Genomic DNA, 19813 nt, shown 5'->3' with positions numbered 1-19813 from the left:
TGCTTTTATTTTTTAACATCAAATATCTTTCCAAATTTATCTGGAAGTTCATCTGTTAAGCAGATGATTTCGTGAGTAAATGGGTGTTCAAACTCCAATGCATAAGCATGCAAATACAATCCTTTTCCATTTAAAAGTAAACCCTTCAAAAAATATTCCCGATCACCTAAAATGGGATTTCCCAAACTATGCAGATGTTTTCGCAATTGATGTCTACGACCTGTTTTGGGATTTAATTTCACTAAGTTGAGTTGTCCAAACCGTTTCGAGGGCACAGATTGAACCACTTTAAACACAGATTGGGAAGGTTTACCATCAATTTCAGAGTTGATAGTTCCATTTGCTTCCATATTACCTATGGTAATAGCGTAATAGGTTTTTGTAATGACTTTCTCTTCAAACATCTGATTTAATGCGCGGATGCTACTGTTTGTTTTTCCTACCAGAACAACTCCTGTTGTGGCATAGTCCAATCGGTGGACAGGTTGAGGTAGAGTAGCATCCGAAAGGGAGCTGGGTTCTAGGTTTTGAGGCAAAGCATTGGTTATGGTCTTGAATTTGTTGCCACTCACTTCTATGCCTGCTGGTTTGTGAATGGCGGCCAAATGCTCATCTTCAAACAAAACCTTGAGAGGGAATAGGAGTTGCTTTTTAGGTGGAATTTTTTCTGGAACAGTCAAGAAAATACGTTCTCCGCCTGTAATCATTGTGGCTGTGGTAGCCATGAATCCATTTACAGTAATGTAATTTTTCTTTAATGCTTTTTTCAGTGCCGATTTGGTAGGTAGAGCCTTAAAAATTCCTACGCCATACTCCTGCAGTCGTTGTGGAGATATGTTGTCGGGGACGATATGGGTTTTTTTACAAGTTATTTTTAAAAAATTTCTTTGTCCGTCCGCTTTAGATATATTGCCATTTTTTCTAAAAACTCTTTTAATCGCTTTAAGACAAAATTTGTCAGTACCAAAGTCTCATGTTTTAATATGACCACATTCCATAATTCTAAATTATCAAATAAACTTTCATAATCTACATTTGGTCCACCAACAACGAAGTTTGCTCTGTATTGTGGTAAAGCCGTTCTGCTATAATTAACGTGTTTTATAATTATTGGCTCAATGCTATTTGCATATTGGTTGTTAACGTAAGTGTTATTGTCAAGAATACCTTCACGTAGCGTTTTTAAGTATTTAAAGTATAATTGGGTAGTATCATTGTCTATATGTTTGAGCAAATTAATTTCCATAAACTGGTCTATTATTGGGAATGTTAATTCAGTTTTCCAAGCCGTTGCGGTGGCCCCTAATACTTCAGGGAGGTATTTTAATGAATCAATGTTCCTAAAGTTGAGAATGCGCTGTGTTCTTTCGCTCTGTTGGATTAAAGTGTCATTATTATTTATGTAGTAATCAACAATCTTCGCATTTTCCTCCAACTCTTTAATGATTTTTACACGATAGTTCAAAATGTCATTTTGGGTTTTTCTATTGCTGTCCCAAGAATTAATGCTCAGGGCAATTAATATTCCAATAACTACCAAAACAATTTCGCCAAAGGCGTACATCAAATATTTACTTAATTTATTTTCACTTAACAAATAGTGTCGAATTTTTCGAAAGAATAGGATCATGAGGTTGGCGGGTGTTTTGGCTTAAAAAATAGATTAACCTATTTATTATCTGTTGGTTATGTCTTAAATGTAGTGTTTTTTGATTGAAATCGAATTAATTTTGCTAATGCAAACATTAACCATCCTTTAGGATGGATTTCTTGTTTTTGGCTTATGCTTTTTTGAACTTTACTTCAAAACAAATTAAAATGAGTTTAGAAGGAAAAGTTGCATATATCACGGGCGGAACCAAGGGAATTGGTTTTGGAATCGCAGAAAGTTTGTTAGAGCAGGGCATGAAAGTTGCCATTAGTGGCAGGAGTCAAGAGGGGGTAGATTGGGCCGTTAAAAACTTGGGAGATGGTGAACGCGTTTTAGGTTTGGTCTCCAACGTCTCTAAATTGCAAGATGAAAAAAATGCGGTAGATCAAATTCTTGCGACTTTCGGACAATTGGACGTGGTCATGGCCAATGCCGGGGTAGGTAAATTTGCCCCCATTGATGAAATGTCGGATAAAGATTGGCATCAAATGATAGACACCAATTTAAATGGCGTGTTCCACACCTTAAAAGCATCAGTGGAAGCTTTAAAAGAATCGGAAGGGTACTACATGACTTTGGCCAGTTTGGCGGGCACGAACTTTTTCCCAACCGCAGCGGGTTACAACGCTACGAAATTTGGGGTAGTCGGTTTTACACAAGCAGCCATGTTAGATCTTAGAAAATATAACATCAAAGTAACCACAATTATGCCTGGTTCTGTTGCTAGTCATTTTAATGATCACGAACCATCGGAACAAGATGCTTGGAAAATACAACCTGAGGACATAGGAAAGCTTGTGGTGGATTTGCTCACCATGCACCCACGTACATTGCCAAGTAAAATTGAAGTACGTCCTACGCGTCCAGATTTGAAGTAATTAATCAACTTTTTCTGTTAAGGGAACAGCAGTATTGCAAATTTCCCGTATTAGTTGAAAAAGGTAATTTTCAAAAGTTGCAAGAGTATCCGAATTAATTCGGGTATTCTTGTCTTCTGAAAACGGGAACAAACCTTGACTCAGGTTTTTAAAGGAGATGATGCCAGCCTGCACTTCGGTAATACCATGTTTTTTGGCATAGAGATAGGCATAGCAAAGTAGTTGGAACGCCTTGCTCTTATCGTAATCCGTAATCAACGTTTCCCAATCCGTTATTTTCACATTTTTGGCCTCTACCTTACCTGTTTTATAATCGATAATTCTTACGGTTCCATCGAATTCGTCCACGCGGTCCAAGGTTCCTTTCAGTTTAATGGGAAAATCAAGACCGGGTACCGTAATAAATTTCTCATAGCGTTCTTCTAAGGCCAATATTCTGATCTCATGTCGTTTTACCTGCTTTAGTTCATCCTCCAAGAAATTATTGAGGTATTTTTTTATCACATTATAGACCAATAGAAATTTCCCTTTAGTAAAATCGACTCCGGAAAGGTGCAATTGAAAATGATGTTGTACCACCTCGGGTACTTGCTTTTGTAAGGCTTTTAAGTGGTCTTCAGTCAAAATCTGTTTGATGAGGGGCGTGTAGAGCTGCTCCAGGCTATCGTGAATAATGGTGCCAAAGGTATTGGCTGCAATATTTTCCTCCACTTCATCCAAATCATTGATTTTTAAAATGTTTCTCGTGTAAAAATCAATGGGATTTTTAATATAGTTGGTCAGTGAGGTTGGTGAAAAACCAGCGGTTGCAAATTGTTTGATATCCTCCAACAAAAGCTCGCTTTTTTCTACTTGAAGCAACGGTTTCGGTTCAATGGCTACCTCTGGAGCGGCAATGGAATGGTTGATATATGGTTTAAGGTTTTCGTCGGTTAGTAATTGTGAAATGAGCCTGCTTTTTTCACCGCCCTCCAAAACATCGGGCTCTGTGTTATAGACTAGAAAAATGTTTTTGGCCCGTTGGAGAAGTCGATAAAAATGATACACGTAGATGGCATCTTTTTCTTTATAAGTGGGCAAACCAAAATCACGTTTTACATCAAAAGGAATAAAAGAATTGTTCGATTTTCCCGAGGGCAAAATTCCTTCATTCACCGAAGTTATGATTACGGTTTCAAAATCGAGGTTTCTGCTCTCCAACATACCCATAATCTGAAATCCTGTTAATGGCTCCCCTATAAAATCCAAGTTTTCCATACCAGCCAGTTGCTTGTACAAGCTTTTAATGGATTTTAAATCTTCCATAAAATCTACCTTGTTCAAGAACAGTTTTAACTGATTGAACAGGGCGTAAAACCGATATAGGTATTCGAGCTCAAGTGCATTCCGCTGCTGCTGAAAATGAGTTTTAAGGTGCTCAATAAAAATTAAACAGTGATCAATCCAAGGTAATGGCAGCACCTCTTCTGTTGGAAAAATATGCTGTAATACCTCATGCTCATCCGAATATTTGGAAAGTATGTTCTCGTCAATATAAAGCCAATTCCCTTCCTTAATGTCCGATGCCAATTGATGCGCAAAATTGTTATCGGCTATCTCTGATAGAGTAATGGTATAGGGATTGGAGATAAATTCCAAAACGTGTTTATGAAACCATCCTCTTCCCGTTTTGTTCAAAGTAAGGTCCAGATAGTTTAAGAAGAAAGAGTACAAAACCGTTTGGTTTAACGGCAGTCCCATGGTTATGTTAACCTCATGAATGTGTTTGGGAACTGCATTGAGCATAGGGTTCAACAAGGTTTCATCAGCCAAAACAAGCGCAGTGTTTTCTACTTGATTTTGGTTTTCTTCCGCTAATTTTTCCAATAGGTGCCCAACAAATTTGGTTTGGGAAATGTTCTTGGGAACTCCCGTGATGTTAATGTTTTTAGGTTGAAGAAAGTTATTTTGAGAATTTATTGTGTTTCCACGATTGTAAAAGGGCCAGGTTCGCTTATAATTTCTGATAAATAGGCCTGCGTCGTGAATGGGGTCTTCTAAAAAATAGGAATCGATATCCCAATACACATGCGCGCTACCTTGTTCTAAAAAGTGTTGGATTATTTTGGATTCTGCATTGTTCAGGGCATTAAAGCCAACAAAAACGAGGGTAGTTTCAGATTCAATTTGACCTTCTTCGAGTTTTTTTACGGCCTCGCGCTGAATTAACCCTTGATACCCCAATTGCCTTGAAATTAATTGCCCATAGAATTCATTATAAATGCTTTCTAGGTTACCCCATAATTGAAGATAATTTTCAATCAGTTCGGTTTTATCTTTTTTGAGGGACCAGTGGTTGATTTCCTTGATGGCCGATAGATAATTTAGAATGTCGTGGGCCGGAATCAAATATCCATCGATATCATTGAAATCGGATAGGAGGGTTTGTCCCCATTTCATAAACGAACCAAAATCGTCGTGTTGGGCTATGGGCGATTTTTTATAAACTTCAAAAAGCAGAAGCAGTAAATCTATATTAGGAGCAGTTCTTAATCCTGAAATATCCGTTATAAATTCCTGAATGGATTGGGTAATAGGGCTGAAAATGGTTCTTCCTTCCCTTTTTGCAATAATCTTTTTTAGAAAGGTTCCCGAGCGTTTGCTGGGCAAAACAAAGGTGCAATTAGTGTTGTCGACATTTTTATCGGCGAGGTCCTGCACTACATGTTCTAGAAAAGTTTTATGCATGGACTAAAAATAAAAAAGGCCCCGCATTTGCGGAGCCTTTTTCTAGAAAACTTTGTTTCCTTTATTATTTGATCAAGTTGATTTCAACTCGTCTGTTTTCTGCTCTACCAGCTCTTGTGTTGTTAGTGGCGATTGGCTTAGCCTCACCGTAACCGATAGCAGTTAGTCTATCAGCACCGATTCCTTTGTCAATCAAGAAATCTCTAACAGAGTTGGCTCTTTCTTCAGAAAGTTTTTGGTTCAAGCTTTCGCTACCAACACTATCCGTGTGACCCTCTACTGTAAATTTAGAAGTTGGGTACTCGTTCAAGATTTGGATGATGTCAACCATTACAGAAGTAGACTCTGCTTTGATAGAAGATTTACCAGTATCGAACAAGATTGTTCTAGCGTAGTCGTTCAATTGTTTTTGAACTTCTTCAGTTACTTCAGGACAACCGTTGTTAGCTACAGTACCAGCAACTTCTGGACACTGATCGTCTTTGTCAAGTACACCGTCACCGTCAGTATCAGGCCATGGGCATCCTTTGTTTTCAGCAGGACCAGCTTCGTTAGGACATTCATCATCTTTATCAGCAACTCCGTCACCGTCAGCATCTGGACAACCAGCTAGTTCAGCAAGACCAGGAGTGTTAGGACAAGCATCATCTTTATCAGCAACTCCGTCACCGTCAGAATCAGGACAACCGTTCAATTCAGCAGGACCAGCTTCGTTAGGACAAGCATCTTTAGAATCTTCGATTCCGTCACCGTCAGTATCAGGACATCCGTTGAATTCTTCAAGACCAGCTACTTCTGGACATGCATCGTATTTGTCATAGATACCATCACCGTCAGTATCAGTACCACCAAACTTAATGCTGATACCAGCTAAGTGTTGGAAGTGAGTGATCAAATAGTCCTCAAAGGAGTGCTTGTATTGAGTTTGTAATGTCAAACCAAGGTTATCAGAGAACCAGAAGTTAACACCAACGCCACCATTTACAGTACCGGCACCAATTTCATCAATCCAAGTATAACCACCACCAATCTCTACGAAAGGATCGATAGTTGTTTTCTTAAGGATGTTGTACTTGATGGTACCATCGATAGCGTAGTGAGACAAATCGTCAACTTCGAAGTCACCAAGTTTTTCGATTCTGTTCAAGGAACCTCTAGCACCTACGGAGAAACCATCACCAATGTATTTGGAAACAGCTACGTAAGATACAGAAGGCAAAATGTTCCAGTGGTCAGATACATTGAAATACTCATCGAACAATGTAGTACTTGAAAAAGGATTGTTACTATCATTGGTTGGGTATGCGTCGATGGCATTTACCCCGATGCTAACCTGCCATGGGTTATCCTCGTCTTGCGCTTGGATGCTGTTGAACCCAACAAAGATAAGGGCAACAACCAATAATTTGCTAAGATGTTTCATGCTCAAAATTTTAAGTTTAAGTGTTTATCAGCAGCAAATGTAAGTTGTTAAGACTTATTAACAAAATCTAAAATTCTTTTTTTTTAGCTCATTTGCCTTTAAAATTGCTGCATTTCATCGAAATTAGATGAGATTTAACGATTTTCCTACTTTGGTAAAGGCTTTTATGGCTTTATCCAAATGTTCTTTTTCATGAGCGGCTGAAAGTTGTACTCTAATTCTTGCTTTTTCTTTAGGAACAACCGGATAAAAGAACCCAATTACATAAATGCCTTCTTCGAGTAACCTATCTGCCATTTGCTGCGAAATCTTTGCATCATATAGCATAACAGGAACAATCGCTGAATCTCCATCAATAATATCAAAACCGGCTTCTTTCATTCCTTTTTTGAAATAAGCCGTGTTGCTTTCCAACTTATCCCTTAAGGTAGTATCCTTGTCCAACATTTCGAACACCTTAATTGATGCGCCGACAATGGCCGGTGCAAGGGAATTGGAAAACAAATAAGGTCTGGAGCGTTGACGCAAAATCTCAATGATTTCTTTTTTACCTGTAGTGTAACCACCCATGGCACCACCCAAGGCTTTACCCAATGTTCCTGTAATAATGTCGATACGGTCCATAACGCCTTTCTCTTCCAAGGTGCCTCGGCCGGTTTCACCAATAAATCCTGCGGCATGGCACTCATCGATCATTACCATGGCATCGTATTTATCTGCTAAATCACAGATTTTATCCAAAGGGGCTACCAATCCGTCCATGGAGAATACCCCATCGGTCACGATAATTTTAAAACGGGCGCCATCTTCAACACTTTGCTTTAATTGGGTTTCTAAATCTGCCATGTCGTTGTTTGCATAACGGTAGCGCTTGGCCTTGCACAAACGAACTCCATCAATAATCGAAGCATGGTTAAGTGAATCGGAAATAATAGCATCTTCTGCTGTCAATAACGGCTCAAAAACACCACCGTTGGCATCGAAGGCCGCAGCATATAAAATGGTATCTTCGGTACCATAGAAATCAGCGATTTTTTGCTCCAATTCCTTGTGAATGTCTTGGGTTCCGCAAATAAACCGAACGGATGACATACCAAAACCATGGGTGTCCATAGCATCTTTTGCCGCTTGAATCACATCGGGATGGGAGGAAAGACCCAAATAGTTGTTGGCACAGAAATTAATGACTTCCTCACCTGTAGAAATTTTGATGACTGCTCCTTGGGGAGAAGTAATGATACGTTCTTTTTTATAAAGCCCAGCTTCTTCAATGGCTTCCAATTCTTTAGCTAAATGCTCTTTAATCTTTCCGTACATATATATTAGGTTTAAACGAAAACGGTATTAATATTTTGGTCAATATAAACAATAATGGACTTTTTGATGGTGAAGCCCATGTCTTTCAATACATCCGCATAATGCGTGATTTGTTCTTTGTGCAAAGGTGATGATTTTCCAGTTTTATAATCAATGATAACAGCTTCATTTCCCGAAATGGCAATCCTGTCCGGACGAAGCGATTGACCATCTTTTAAAAGGATTTCCTGTTCGTTCAAAATTTGATATTGGTCCGAGAAATAAAGAGCTAAATCGGGATGGTTCACCACCTGCAATATTTTCTGTTTGATGGATCCTTCAGAAACATTTGGAAAATGCCCGGCCATTTCCAATTTTTCCAAAACGGGGGTAACATCGTCTTTTGTTTTGATCTGACTCAACGCAAAATGCACCAAATTTCCCATTTCAATGGCTTCCAAGCGTTCATTGTCCCATAATCTCCCTGATTTGGTGGAAATGGCATAACCATCATCCCCTTTTGGTCGGGTGACATATTTAATGTGATTGTGTGTTGAATCAGTTGATGAAGTTGCATCATCTGCATAAGGGAATTCACCAATCACATAAGTGTTGTCCTCTTTTTCTGGAATATTTTGTTGCTTTAGAAAATATTGAAACAATTGGGAGTAGGAAGTTGCATGTTCTTCGCTATTCACTTCATTGGCGGTTTCAGAAATCACATAAAGTCCTTTCACGGGTCTTGTGAGTGCCACATAAAGCACGTTCATAGAATCCAATAAGGTTTTTTGTTCCTCTACCCTATAAATATGTTGTGCCACAGGATTGTATTCCAACATATCTTTAGTGTAATTGATGAGGAAATGATCCAATCCCAATTCTTCCTCTTTTTCAGTGGCTGGTACCCAAGCTTTCTTTTTCTTTCGTTTATCGTCCAACACTGCATTGGCAAATGGGAAAATTACAAATGGAAATTCCAATCCTTTCGCTTTGTGGATGGTCATAATGCTCACGGCGTTTACCCCGTCTGGCGCAGCAATAGAAAGACTGTCCTTTTTCACTTCCCAATATTTTAAAAAGGCATAAACACTTGGGCCTTCCTTTTTTTCCAAATCCAACACTTCATCCATTAGAAATGAAATATGGGCAATAGAGTCATGCCCTAATTCAAATTGAATTATAGCCCGCTCCAAAATTTGCAAAACTGATTTGCCTTTTAGCTGATTTATATCAAAATCGTATTCGTTTTTAAGAATTTGGGCAATGGTTCCTAAATGTTTTGAGATAAAATCGTGTTTACTGGCATTTTCCTTACTTAAATAGGATAATATAAGATAAGCAGCTTCACGATCTTGAAGATTCTCAAAAATTCGAAGAATGGAAATCAAGAAAATTACCTTTTCGTTTTTGTTCAACAACAAAGCATCCGAAGAAATTATCGGAATGTGTTTCTGGGCCAAAAAGTCGGCAACGAGTACCCCTTTTTTATTGTCGCGCACCAATACACAAATGTCGGCGTAGTTGTGGTTGTTAGACCTAAGCTCTTCAATAGAATTTAAAACGTGGCCACAATACAATTCGTCCTTTTCCTCCGCATTATTATCCAAAAAGGATATTTGAACAAATCCACCCGGTTTGTTGTTGGTTTTTTGATGTGAATCGTTCAAAAACAGGTTGCGGTAATCTTCATTTTGCAAAACCGGAGCCACTGTAGTAAAAAAGCTGTTGTTGAAGCTTACGATTTCATCAAAACTCCTCCAGTTCGTATCCAAGGAGCGAATGCTGGGTGAAATTGCAAATGGTCGGGATTTCCCATTTATAAGGTCTAAAAATTGTTCGGCCCTGCCGCCTCGCCAACGGTATATGGCCTGTTTCACATCCCCTACCAAAAACAGGGAGCCGCGTTCGTTTCTTTCATCCTCACTTTCTAAGGCATTTCCGATGAGGGGCACCAAATTATCCCATTGCATTTTGGAGGTATCCTGGAACTCATCTATAAAATAATGTCGGTATTTTTCACCCATGCGTTCATAAATGAACGGTACGGGTTGGTCTTTGATTTCATTGCTCAAAATGGCATTAAGGGAAGAAATGGGAATAATATCGCGCTCCAGTTCTATGTTCTTGATTTCTTTGGCGATTTCGTTCAGCACAGTAAGCGGGACAATGTTTTTATAGATATTCTTTAGGTAAACAAGTTGCCAAATATTGTTTTTTATTGTCAAAAATTGCTCTAAAATAAAAGAAGACAAACTAGATGAGTCTCTTTTATCTTTGGCGTAAAGAATCTTTTTGTTCTCCCTAAGATTTTCTTCAAGCTTGTTTCCGTATAGTTTTCCAGCATTAAAAAAGCCATCCGATATTTTTAAAAAATGATTTGGAAGAGTTCCACTAGGAAAATCAGACATTTCAAAGCCTAGCTGCTGTATCTCCTGTAAAACATTTTGAGACCTTTGAACCACCTTTTCCTCAATTTCTTTTACTTGTTGAGTAAGCTTATCTTGAATTTCTTGAAAATCTCCTATAGATTTATCGCTCAACGAAGCAATATGTTCGGCATGGTTCTCCTGAAAAAGCAACTTGCCAATTTCGACCAAATCGTAGGCGATGTTCCAGCTTTTGTCGTCATCAATCTTTTCTAAAGAAAAGGTGATTAGAACTTCGGTGAGTTCCTCGTCATTTCCTGCACGGTCCAGTAACCGGCCCACAGCTTCTTCCAACAATAAATCGGTGTTGAGCTCCACCTCAAAATTTTGGGAAAGATGGAGGTCCCGAGCAAAGGTCTTTATGATTTTGTGGTTAAACTTATCAATGGTTGATATTTCAAAGAAAGAGTAATTGTGCAAAATCCGTTTCAGCACCACTTTTGCTCTTTTTTGAAGTTGCTCTTCCGATATTTGAAGTTCTTCACAGAGTTGCAGAAACAGGCCATTGTGTTTTCTTTGCTCTTTTTCTTGGGCAAAATCATAGAGGTTTTCCAAGACCCGAGTTTTCATTTCGTCCACCGCTTTATTGGTAAAAGTGATGGCCAAAATTTGCCTGAACTTGTTTGGAGAATCGTTGAACAATAACAATTTAATATACGTCTTGGCCAAGGCGTAGGTTTTGCCCGAACCTGCTGAAGCACTGTATATTTTAAAGTGGGAATCGTTCAAAAGAGGATTTTCATGCAAAATAAGGATTCCTCACATGATGTTAACATGCTTTTAGCGGAATATAAATGTTAAAACTCGTATTTTTACATGAATTCAGTAATAACTAAAAAAACAAAACAATTATGGCTTTTGAATTACCAAATTTACCGTATGCATACGATGCATTGGAACCAAATATAGATGCAAGGACCATGGAGATTCACCATACCAAGCATCATAACGGATACACTACCAAACTTAATGCTGCCATAGAAGGGACCGACCTTGAGGGAAAAAGCATTGAGGACATCCTTTCAGGATTGGACATGTCCAACGGAGCAGTTAGAAACAATGGAGGGGGTTACTTTAACCACTGCTTGTTTTGGGAAGTAATGTCTCCAAACGGTGGCGGTGCCCCAACCGGGGATTTGGCTGCTGCCATTGACGCTGCTTTTGGTTCTTTTGATGCTTTTAAGGAAAAGTTTGCCGCTGCCGCTGCTACTCAATTTGGTTCTGGTTGGGCTTGGTTGTGTGTGCACGAAGGAGGTAAAGTAGATATTTGTTCTACGCCAAACCAAGATAACCCCATTATGCCCGGAATCGGCTGTGGTGGAACTCCAATTTTAGGATTGGATGTTTGGGAGCACGCATATTACTTAAACTATCAAAATAGAAGACCAGACTATATTTCAGCATTTTTCAATGTAATTAATTGGGAAAAGGTTGCTGAAAACTATGAGGCTGGTAAATAAATGAATTCATTCTGATAGTTGAAAAAGCCCCGCATGTTATGCGGGGCTTTTTTGTTTCGTTATATAAAATAGAAAAGGGTGAGGAAGCCCTCACCCTTTTCGTCCCAAATCTTACCATAAACTTAACCTACTTATGCTATGGCGAGACTAAAATACTGGTATTGTGTAAAATAACAAAGGCTTTTAGATAAATTTTTGATTTATGTAGGAAAATGAAAACATGCAGTTCATCGATAAAATTCTTAAATCCTTGGTAGTCAAACATAAAGAAGGCGGAGTGATCTCCGCCTTCTTTCCCCAAATCTTACCATGAACTTAACCTACTTATGCTATGGTCCTCCAAATGTAAGGCAAGAGGTATTTTGAAAAACAAGTTTTCGGATGAAAGTCCTCGAAATTGGTTGAAGTGTTCAAATCTGTTTAATAATGATTGTGAAAGGAAATAAAGAAGCAGATTTTTAGGTTTGGAACTAGTGGAAAATAAAAAAGGTGGAATAGCTTCCACCTTTTTTGCCCCAAATCTTACCATGAACTTAACCTACTTATGCTATGGCAAATACTAAAGTATAATGGTGTAAATGCCGTTGTATAAAAAGCCGCCAATCTACAGGATTCATCGATGAACTGCATGGATTGGTCAGCCGTAGGCCAGTAAATGTTAATATGCTCTTTCGTTCTTACCTTCGAAGAAGTTGATGAATGCCTTGTTAACCACTCTGTTACCGCCTGGAGTAGGGTAATCTCCAGTGAAGTACCAATCTCCAAGATTTTTCGGACAAGCCTTGTGAAGAGCTTCTACACTTTGATAAATAATCTCTACCTCAGCCTTGATTTCTTCAGGACATAAAATCTCGCCAATCTTTTTAGAAATCTGTTCAGGGGTAAACGGTTCGTAGAATTCTTTCACATAGTTCACCACGTCTTTATCTTTAGATTTTACCTGTGCCAAACACTTTTCGTAAATCTCTTTGATCTTATGCGTGGTTCCATGATCTTCATGAAGAGCTTGAGCAGCTTTAAAGGCAACAAAGTCTTCCAGTTTTGCCATATCGATACCATAACAATCCGGATAGCGAATCTGAGGCGCAGAAGAAACCACTACAATCTTTTTAGGATTTAATCGATCCAAAATTTTAAGAATGCTTCGCTTTAAAGTGGTGCCACGAACAATACTATCATCTATGATCACTAAGTTATCGTTTGGTTTTACGGAACCGTACGAAATATCATAAACGTGTGCCACCAAATCATCCCGACTGCTATCTTGGGTGATAAAGGTTCTAAGCTTTGCATCTTTAATGGCAACTTTTTCAATTCGCGGTCGAACCGCCAATATGTTGTGAAGTTGTTCGCGGGTGATACTTGGCCCCAATTCTAGAATTTGCTCCTCTTTTTTCTTGTTGAGGTAATTCTGGGCCTCTTTTACCATTCCAAAAAAGGAAGTCTCGGCCGTATTGGGTATATAGGAGAATACGGAGTTTTGCAAATCTCCATCAATGGATTCCAAAATTTGCGGGAACACCAATTTCCCCAATTTTTTTCTTTCCTGATAGATTTCTTTGTCACTACCTCTTGAGAAGTAAATGCGCTCAAACGAACAGGCTTTACGTTCGGTAGGCTCTAAAATCTCCTTTAGTGCAACAGAACCATTTTTCTTTATAATCACGGCATGGCCCGGGTCCAATTCTTTTACCTCGTCAAACTTTACATTGAAAACTGTTTGGATCACGGGACGCTCGGAAGCCACTACGACTACTTCGTCATCTTTATAATAATAGGCTGGTCGGATTCCTGCAGGATCTCTCATCACAAAAGCATCTCCATGCCCCAAAAGGCCACCCATAGTGTAACCGCCATCCCAGTTTTTGGATGCTTTTTTCAATATTTTGGCGACATTCAAACGTTCGGCAATTATGGGAGAAGCTTCTCTTTTACTGTAACCTTCTTTTTTGATCTGTTTGTACAGCTTAGCTACGGCATCATCTAAAAAGTGACCGATTTTTTCCATCACGGTTACTGTGTCTGCCATTTCTTTAGGGTGCTGTCCCAATTCCACCAAATTGCCAAATAACTCATCAACATTCGTCATGTTAAAGTTACCGGCAACGATGAGGTTACGGTGCATCCAGTTGTTCTGTCTTAAAAAAGGGTGTACGCTCTCAATACTGTTCTTTCCAAAAGTACCGTACCTAACATGACCCATTAAAAGTTCCCCGATATAGGGGATGTTCTTTTTTTGCCAAGCCACATCATCGTCATGGCCTGGATTTTCGGCCAAGGCAGTGTTGATTCGGGAATTGATTTGGTCAAAAATATCTTGAATAGGTTGTTGGTTGGCAGATCGAACCCTGCTCATGTACCGTTCACCCGGATTCATATCCATTTTTATACTGGCAAAACCGGCGCCATCCTGACCACGGTTATGCTGTTTCTCCATCAATAGGTACATTTTGTTTACCCCATAAAAGGCCGTACCGTATTTTTCCTTGTAATACTCTAGAGGTTTAAGCAAACGGATCAGTGATATTCCGCATTCGTGCTTAATAGCGTCACTCATAACAAACCAAATAAAAAAAGCCCCGAAAATTCAGGGCGCAAATTTACGTTAATTCTATATTGAACTGTGTCAATTCTTTAAATTGCTCCAATCGGGCCTCGACCTCATCTTTTTGCAGGTCTACCATGCGTTCGGTTCCAAATTTTTCTACGCAGAACGAAGCCAGATTAGATCCATGGATGATCGCATTTTTCATGCTTTCAAAAGAAACATATCCTGCTTCGGCCAAATACCCTGCAAAGCCACCAGCAAAAGTGTCTCCTGCACCAGTTGGATCAAAAACTTCTTCCAAAGGAAGGGCCGGGGCGAAGAATATATTTTCCCTGTGGAACAAAAGTGCTCCATGCTCCCCTTTTTTGATCACCACATATCTTGGTCCCATTTTCTGAATTTTGGCCGCTGCCTTTACCAATGAATATTCTTTGGTCAGTTGTCGTGCCTCTTCATCATTAATGGTAAGTACATCGATTTTGGAAATTACGTTCATCAGCTCATCCCAAGCATGGTCCATCCAAAAATTCATCGTATCCAGTATAATGAGCTTTGGTCGGGTTTCCATCTGATTAATTACACTCAACTGAATGTTCGGATGAAGATTCCCCAGCATTACAATCTCTGCGTTGGTAAAGTCGGCGGGCACAACGGGATTAAAATCTGCCAAGGTGTTCAATTCGGTGGCCAAGGTATCACGAGAATTCAAATCGTTGTGGTATTTGCCTTCCCAGAAAAAGGTTTTACCTCCTTTTACAACTTCTACTCCAGATAAATCTATGTTCTTTTTAAGGAGAATATCCATATAGGATTGCGGAAAATCGTCACCTACTACAGATACAATGGCTGATTTTACGTTGAATTGCGATGCGGCCAAACCAATAAAGGTACCTGCACCCCCCAAGATTCTGCCTGTTTTTCCGAACGGTGTTTCAATAGCATCGAATGCCATGGTCCCCACGATCAGTAAATTGCCCATTACCTAATTTTTGCTGCAAATATACGCTTTGATATTCCATATTGGAATCATTAACAAAGGATTTAAGAAAAACAAAGGTTAAAAGCGAGTTGAAGTGCTAACTGAAGTTCAAGAACAAGTCCTCCAACAAATATTTTACATCTTAATTCTAAGATCTATTTCCTTCCAAAATCAGCAGGGATTTCGCCCCATGCTTTGGTCTCCCATTTTACAATGGGGGTTGTGTATCTATTATTTTTTAACCAAGCTTCGGCGCGTTCGATAAGTTCAAAAAGCACGGCATTTTTAGCGGACTTTTCCAATTTGGTCCCACATTTACCTTTCCTCACCCATCCTATAGCTATTCTTGAATCGGAATAGAGGATTCGATTGCTCTTTTTTTGTTTGAGGAAGGCCAGTCCATGAACCAAGGCCAAAAATTCGCCCACATTGCTGGTGCCCTTTTCAAACGGACCTTGATGAAAAAGCACTTTTTTGGTTTTGGTGTCCACGCCACGGTATTCCATTTTGCCGGGATTTCCGCTTGATGCCGCATCCACCGCAATGGAGTTGTAATTGGGATCTCCTATTTTGAGGAGCTCTTCTTGGGAAAGCTCTGATTTTCCCTTGGACTTTCCTTTATATTCCAAATAATTGCCGTTGAATGCTTTTTTGGCTTCGGCAAAAGTGGCGAACGATTTATATTGTGCCCCCTTGAAACCTTCTATTTGAGCTTTGCAATCGGCCCAGGATTCAAAAATTCCGGGGTGCTTGCCCTGCCATACCACATAAAACTTATTCTTTTTGGCCATTAGGACAGGAGTTTTTCTATCACCTTAGGAAAATGCTCATATTCCAATTGGTGCACTTTTTGGGCAATGCTATCGGCGTCATCCGAAACTGTAACCATAGTTTTAGCCTGAAAGATGATGGCACCCTCATCATAATTCTCGTTTACATAATGAATGGTAATGCCCGTTTCGGTCTCATGATTGTCCTTTACCGCTTGATGCACTTTGTCTCCATACATTCCTTTTCCACCATATTTGGGTAAAAGTGCAGGGTGAATGTTAATGATCTTGTTTGGGAACGTATCTATAATATTAGAGGGGATTTTCCACAAAAAGCCGGCGAGTACCACTAAATCGGTCTGCATGCTTGTTAAAAAGTTTACCACAGCATCAGAATTTTTGAATGCCGTTTTATTAAAGTAAAAAGCAGGCACTTGCAAAAGATCACAGCGCTCCAAAACTTTGGCGGTGCTTTTATTGGTAAGTACGGCAACAACCTCAATATCATTGAATTCACCAAAATACTTGATGATATTTTCTGCATTGGAGCCACTTCCAGAGGCAAAGATTACAATTCGTTTCATCCGCTAGGAAATCAAGGGATTTTGGTTTAACTTTCGGGAGCTAAATTAAGATACGGAAACTTAAGAAGCTTTATTTGGAGCACATTTTAACGACAAATAGTGTATTTAATCCAAAGTTTTATATTTTTGCCAACGATTAAATTTTTAAAACCACAATAATTATGTCAGACATTGCATCAAGAGTAAAGGCTATCATTGTTGATAAACTAGGCGTTGATGAGAATGAAGTTGTAGCAGAAGCTAGCTTTACCAACGATTTAGGAGCGGATTCCTTGGACACTGTTGAACTTATCATGGAGTTTGAGAAAGAATTTGATATTCAAATACCAGATGACCAAGCAGAGAATATTGCCACTGTGGGTCAAGCCATTAGCTATATAGAAGAAGCTAAGTAATTATATGATATATCGCTAAAGATTAAAAATTATCCATGTGGTTGTTATCGCATGGATAATTTTTTTTATAATTAACGTCTAAAGGGTAAAAAAAATAGTTCAATGCAGTTAAAGCGAGTTGTAGTTACCGGAATGGGTGCGTTAACACCCATAGGTAACAATTTGGAAGCTTATTGGGAAGGACTACGGACCGGTAAGAGCGGTTCTGCCCCCATTACGTATTTCGATACTGAAAAGTTCAAGACCAAGTTTGCCTGTGAGTTAAAAGGGTACGACCCAGGCGATTTTTTTGATAGAAAAGAAGCCAGAAAACTGGATAGATTCGCCCAATATGCCCTAGTGTCCTCAGATGAGGCCATTGCAGACTCTGGAATCGACTTGGACGTTGTGGACAAGTTCAGGGTAGGAGTTGTATGGGGTGCAGGAATTGGTGGATTGGAAACTTTTCAAAATGAAGTGATCGGGTATGCCCAAGGTGATGGCACGCCACGCTTTAATCCTTTCTTTATCCCAAAGATGATTGCGGATATCGCTCCTGGCAACATTTCCATCAAACATGGATTTATGGGGCCTAATTATACTACCGTTTCCGCCTGTGCATCTTCGGCCAATGCCATGATTGATGCCTTAAACTATATTCGTTTGGGACATTGCGATGTAATTGTGACCGGAGGTAGTGAAGCAGCGGTTACCATTGCGGGTATGGGTGGTTTTAACGCCATGCATGCACTCTCTACCAGAAATGAAAGTCCTGAAACTGCATCCAGACCATTTGATGCCACCCGTGACGGTTTTGTATTGGGTGAAGGAGCAGGTGCTTTGATCCTGGAAGAATACGAACATGCCAAGGCCAGAGGGGCCAAAATATATGCTGAAGTATTGGGAGGTGGACTTTCCAGTGATGCCTACCATATGACTGCTCCACATCCTGAAGGAATTGGTGTGGTAAAGGTGATGGAAAACTGTTTGCAAAACGCGGGATTACAACCAGAAGATGTAGACGCCATCAATACCCACGGAACCTCTACTCCATTAGGTGATGTTGCAGAGTTGAAAGCGATTTCCAAGGTGTTTGGCGCACATGCTCCAAATATCAACATTAACTCAACAAAATCCATGACCGGACACTTGTTGGGCGCTGCAGGAGCCATTGAAGCCATAGCCTCCATTTTGGCCATGGAACATAGTATGGTTCCGCCAACCATTAACCATACCGTGGTTGATGAAAACATTGATCCATCCTTAAACCTTACCTTGAACAAAGCTCAAGAGCGAGAGGTAAACGTGGTCATGAGCAATACTTTTGGCTTTGGAGGACACAATGCTTGTGTACTATTCAAAAAATTAGGGTAGTTTTGTAACATGAAGCTTACCTCAAAAATATTCAATTCCCATCCGAACACGGATGGGGATTTTTTTTGGGGAATGAAAAGGATTCTAGGGTTTAAACCCAAAGACCTTAAAGTCTACAAAACCGCATTTCTTCATCGATCCATGAATAAAAAGGATGCCAAAGGCAACCCGATGAACTATGAGCGTTTGGAATTTTTGGGAGACTCCATGTTGGGAACCATCATCTCAATGCACTTGTATAACGAAGTGCCGGAGGGAGATGAGGGCTATTTGACCAAGATGAGGTCCAAAGTGGTAAGTAGAAAACACTTGAACGAATTGGGTAAGGATTTGGGTCTTTTGAAGTATGTGGAAAGTAGAATTCCAAAGACCCATTTTGGTGAAAATATCCACGGAAATGTGTTCGAAGCCTTAATAGGGGCCATATATTTAGATAGGGGGTATGCATATTGCGAAAAATTTATCCAAGATCGTGTGATTGAGCCGTATGTGGATATTGAACAGTTGGAAGGGAAAGTCATCAGTTACAAAAGTTTGGTGATCGAGTGGTGCCAAAAACAGAAAAAGCCTTTCAACTATAATGTGTATGAGGACACCGGAAAGGATGAACTCAAACATTTTGCGGTAAAACTCACCATCGGTGATCGTTTAATGGCAAAAGCAAGGGCAACTTCTAAAAAGAAGGCCGAAGAAAAGGCTTCCAAAAGAGCCTATTTTGCACTTCAAAGTAAGATTGAAAACCAGTAATTTTAAATTATGGTAAATTCAAACGTTTTCGTTTTATTTAGAAGTGTATTCTGTTGTATTAACTAGGCAGTCAATAGGAATAGGCCTATATTTACCTTTCGTGTTATGGGAACGTATACGACGCATAAGATTTCGGCAGATTTGTATGATGATAGTTTCAAACTCATCGCAATTCATAGTGATTTGCAAGATTACGCCCTAACTTATGCCATTAATTTCCAATGCGGATTGTATTTAAAACGCATGAAAAAGGACCTGTGTTTGAGTGAAAACCTGTCTTTTTCTGTGTTTGATTGGGATGATGGGATGAATGATGTCTATTGGACGCTCATTGCCAACAAATGTGTGGTAGAAGAGGTAATTCCTTCGGATGGACTCTTTGGGAACGATGTAAATGTTACCACAAATCATCTCATAAAAGAAAGAAAGGAAGTGGATTACTTTTTAAAAGTAGAATCTTCGGACGATTCATTATTTTCGCAAAAAATTAAATACATCAACCAGATACCCAAGGTAATAACCGCGTATCCATTGGAAACTCAAAACTTAAAATCAAAAAGAAATTTAATCTTTTAA

Annotated in this window: 16 protein-coding genes; 6 read left to right on the top strand and 10 right to left on the bottom strand. The window is 39.4% G+C overall.

The features are described from left to right. Positions 1–5 precede the first annotated feature (5 nt). Positions 6–872, bottom strand: coding sequence for an RluA family pseudouridine synthase (locus ABT310_RS05835; protein ID WP_375326152.1), 867 nt, complete (start codon positions 870–872; stop codon positions 6–8). A 2-nt stretch (positions 873–874) separates the two neighbouring features. Next, a complete protein-coding gene (locus ABT310_RS05830) occupies positions 875–1597 on the bottom strand; it encodes a hypothetical protein (protein ID WP_375325809.1) in 723 nt (240 codons plus the stop codon). 221 nt (positions 1598–1818) lie between these two features. Here ABT310_RS05830 and ABT310_RS05825 point away from each other — a divergent pair, with 221 nt between their 5' ends. Continuing rightward, complete coding sequence (locus tag ABT310_RS05825) at positions 1819–2529, top strand: SDR family oxidoreductase (RefSeq protein ID WP_375325808.1); 711 nt, start codon at positions 1819–1821, stop codon at positions 2527–2529. Here ABT310_RS05825 and ABT310_RS05820 read toward each other — a convergent pair whose 3' ends face one another. The 4 genes from ABT310_RS05820 to ABT310_RS05805 all read right to left on the bottom strand — a co-directional run bounded on the left by ABT310_RS05820 (position 2530) and on the right by ABT310_RS05805 (position 11130). Next, entirely contained in the window at positions 2530–5256 is a 2727-nt protein-coding gene (locus ABT310_RS05820) for a PD-(D/E)XK nuclease family protein (protein WP_375325807.1), read from the bottom strand. Positions 5257–5320: 64 nt separating this feature from the next. After that, positions 5321–6679: an OmpA family protein gene (locus ABT310_RS05815; RefSeq protein ID WP_375325806.1), complete on the bottom strand. Its 1359-nt coding sequence runs from the start codon at positions 6677–6679 to the stop codon at positions 5321–5323. 123 nt (positions 6680–6802) lie between these two features. Further along, positions 6803–7996, bottom strand: coding sequence for a glycine C-acetyltransferase (kbl, locus tag ABT310_RS05810; protein ID WP_375325805.1), 1194 nt, complete (start codon positions 7994–7996; stop codon positions 6803–6805). 11 nt (positions 7997–8007) lie between these two features. Beyond that, positions 8008–11130 carry a UvrD-helicase domain-containing protein gene (locus ABT310_RS05805; protein WP_375325804.1) on the bottom strand — a complete coding sequence of 1041 codons (3123 nt, stop codon included), beginning with the start codon at positions 11128–11130 and terminating at the stop codon, positions 8008–8010. Between the two features lie 122 nt (positions 11131–11252). Here ABT310_RS05805 and ABT310_RS05800 point away from each other — a divergent pair, with 122 nt between their 5' ends. Further along, positions 11253–11861 (top strand): superoxide dismutase, encoded by a 609-nt coding sequence (locus ABT310_RS05800; protein ID WP_375325803.1) that lies wholly within the window; start codon positions 11253–11255, stop codon positions 11859–11861. A 658-nt stretch (positions 11862–12519) separates the two neighbouring features. On the opposite strand, the gene ABT310_RS05795 is transcribed toward ABT310_RS05800, so the two are convergent. The 4 genes from ABT310_RS05795 to ABT310_RS05780 form a co-directional block, all read right to left on the bottom strand. Then, entirely contained in the window at positions 12520–14418 is a 1899-nt protein-coding gene (locus ABT310_RS05795) for an amidophosphoribosyltransferase (RefSeq protein WP_375325802.1), read from the bottom strand. Between the two features lie 43 nt (positions 14419–14461). Further along, on the bottom strand, positions 14462–15388 hold the full coding sequence (locus ABT310_RS05790; RefSeq protein ID WP_375325801.1) for a PfkB family carbohydrate kinase: 927 nt from the start codon (positions 15386–15388) through the stop codon (positions 14462–14464). Between the two features lie 155 nt (positions 15389–15543). Continuing rightward, positions 15544–16179, bottom strand: a complete 636-nt coding sequence (locus ABT310_RS05785) for a viroplasmin family protein (protein WP_375325800.1) — start codon at positions 16177–16179, stop codon at positions 15544–15546. After that, the gene (locus ABT310_RS05780; RefSeq protein WP_375325799.1) at positions 16179–16742 is read right to left on the bottom strand and encodes a phosphoribosylglycinamide formyltransferase; all 564 of its coding nucleotides are present in this window, start codon (positions 16740–16742) and stop codon (positions 16179–16181) included. The genes ABT310_RS05785 and ABT310_RS05780 overlap by 1 nt, the downstream gene beginning before the upstream one ends. Before the next feature lie 161 nt (positions 16743–16903). Here ABT310_RS05780 and ABT310_RS05775 point away from each other — a divergent pair, with 161 nt between their 5' ends. The 4 genes from ABT310_RS05775 to ABT310_RS05760 all read left to right on the top strand — a co-directional run bounded on the left by ABT310_RS05775 (position 16904) and on the right by ABT310_RS05760 (position 19813). Next, the gene (locus ABT310_RS05775; protein WP_009778413.1) at positions 16904–17137 is read left to right on the top strand and encodes an acyl carrier protein; all 234 of its coding nucleotides are present in this window, start codon (positions 16904–16906) and stop codon (positions 17135–17137) included. Positions 17138–17239: 102 nt separating this feature from the next. Then, positions 17240–18490, top strand: coding sequence for a beta-ketoacyl-ACP synthase II (gene fabF, locus ABT310_RS05770; protein ID WP_375325798.1), 1251 nt, complete (start codon positions 17240–17242; stop codon positions 18488–18490). A gap of 9 nt (positions 18491–18499) precedes the next feature. Continuing rightward, the gene (rnc, locus tag ABT310_RS05765; RefSeq protein ID WP_375325797.1) at positions 18500–19237 is read left to right on the top strand and encodes a ribonuclease III; all 738 of its coding nucleotides are present in this window, start codon (positions 18500–18502) and stop codon (positions 19235–19237) included. A 105-nt stretch (positions 19238–19342) separates the two neighbouring features. After that, positions 19343–19813 (top strand): IPExxxVDY family protein, encoded by a 471-nt coding sequence (locus tag ABT310_RS05760; RefSeq protein WP_375325796.1) that lies wholly within the window; start codon positions 19343–19345, stop codon positions 19811–19813.

The sequence above is a fragment of the Flagellimonas cixiensis genome (genome assembly GCF_042134615.1).
GTDB lineage: Bacteria > Bacteroidota > Bacteroidia > Flavobacteriales > Flavobacteriaceae > Flagellimonas > Flagellimonas cixiensis.
Note: the sequence above shows the minus strand (reverse complement) of the source record. Positions and strands in the feature narration are given on the sequence as shown.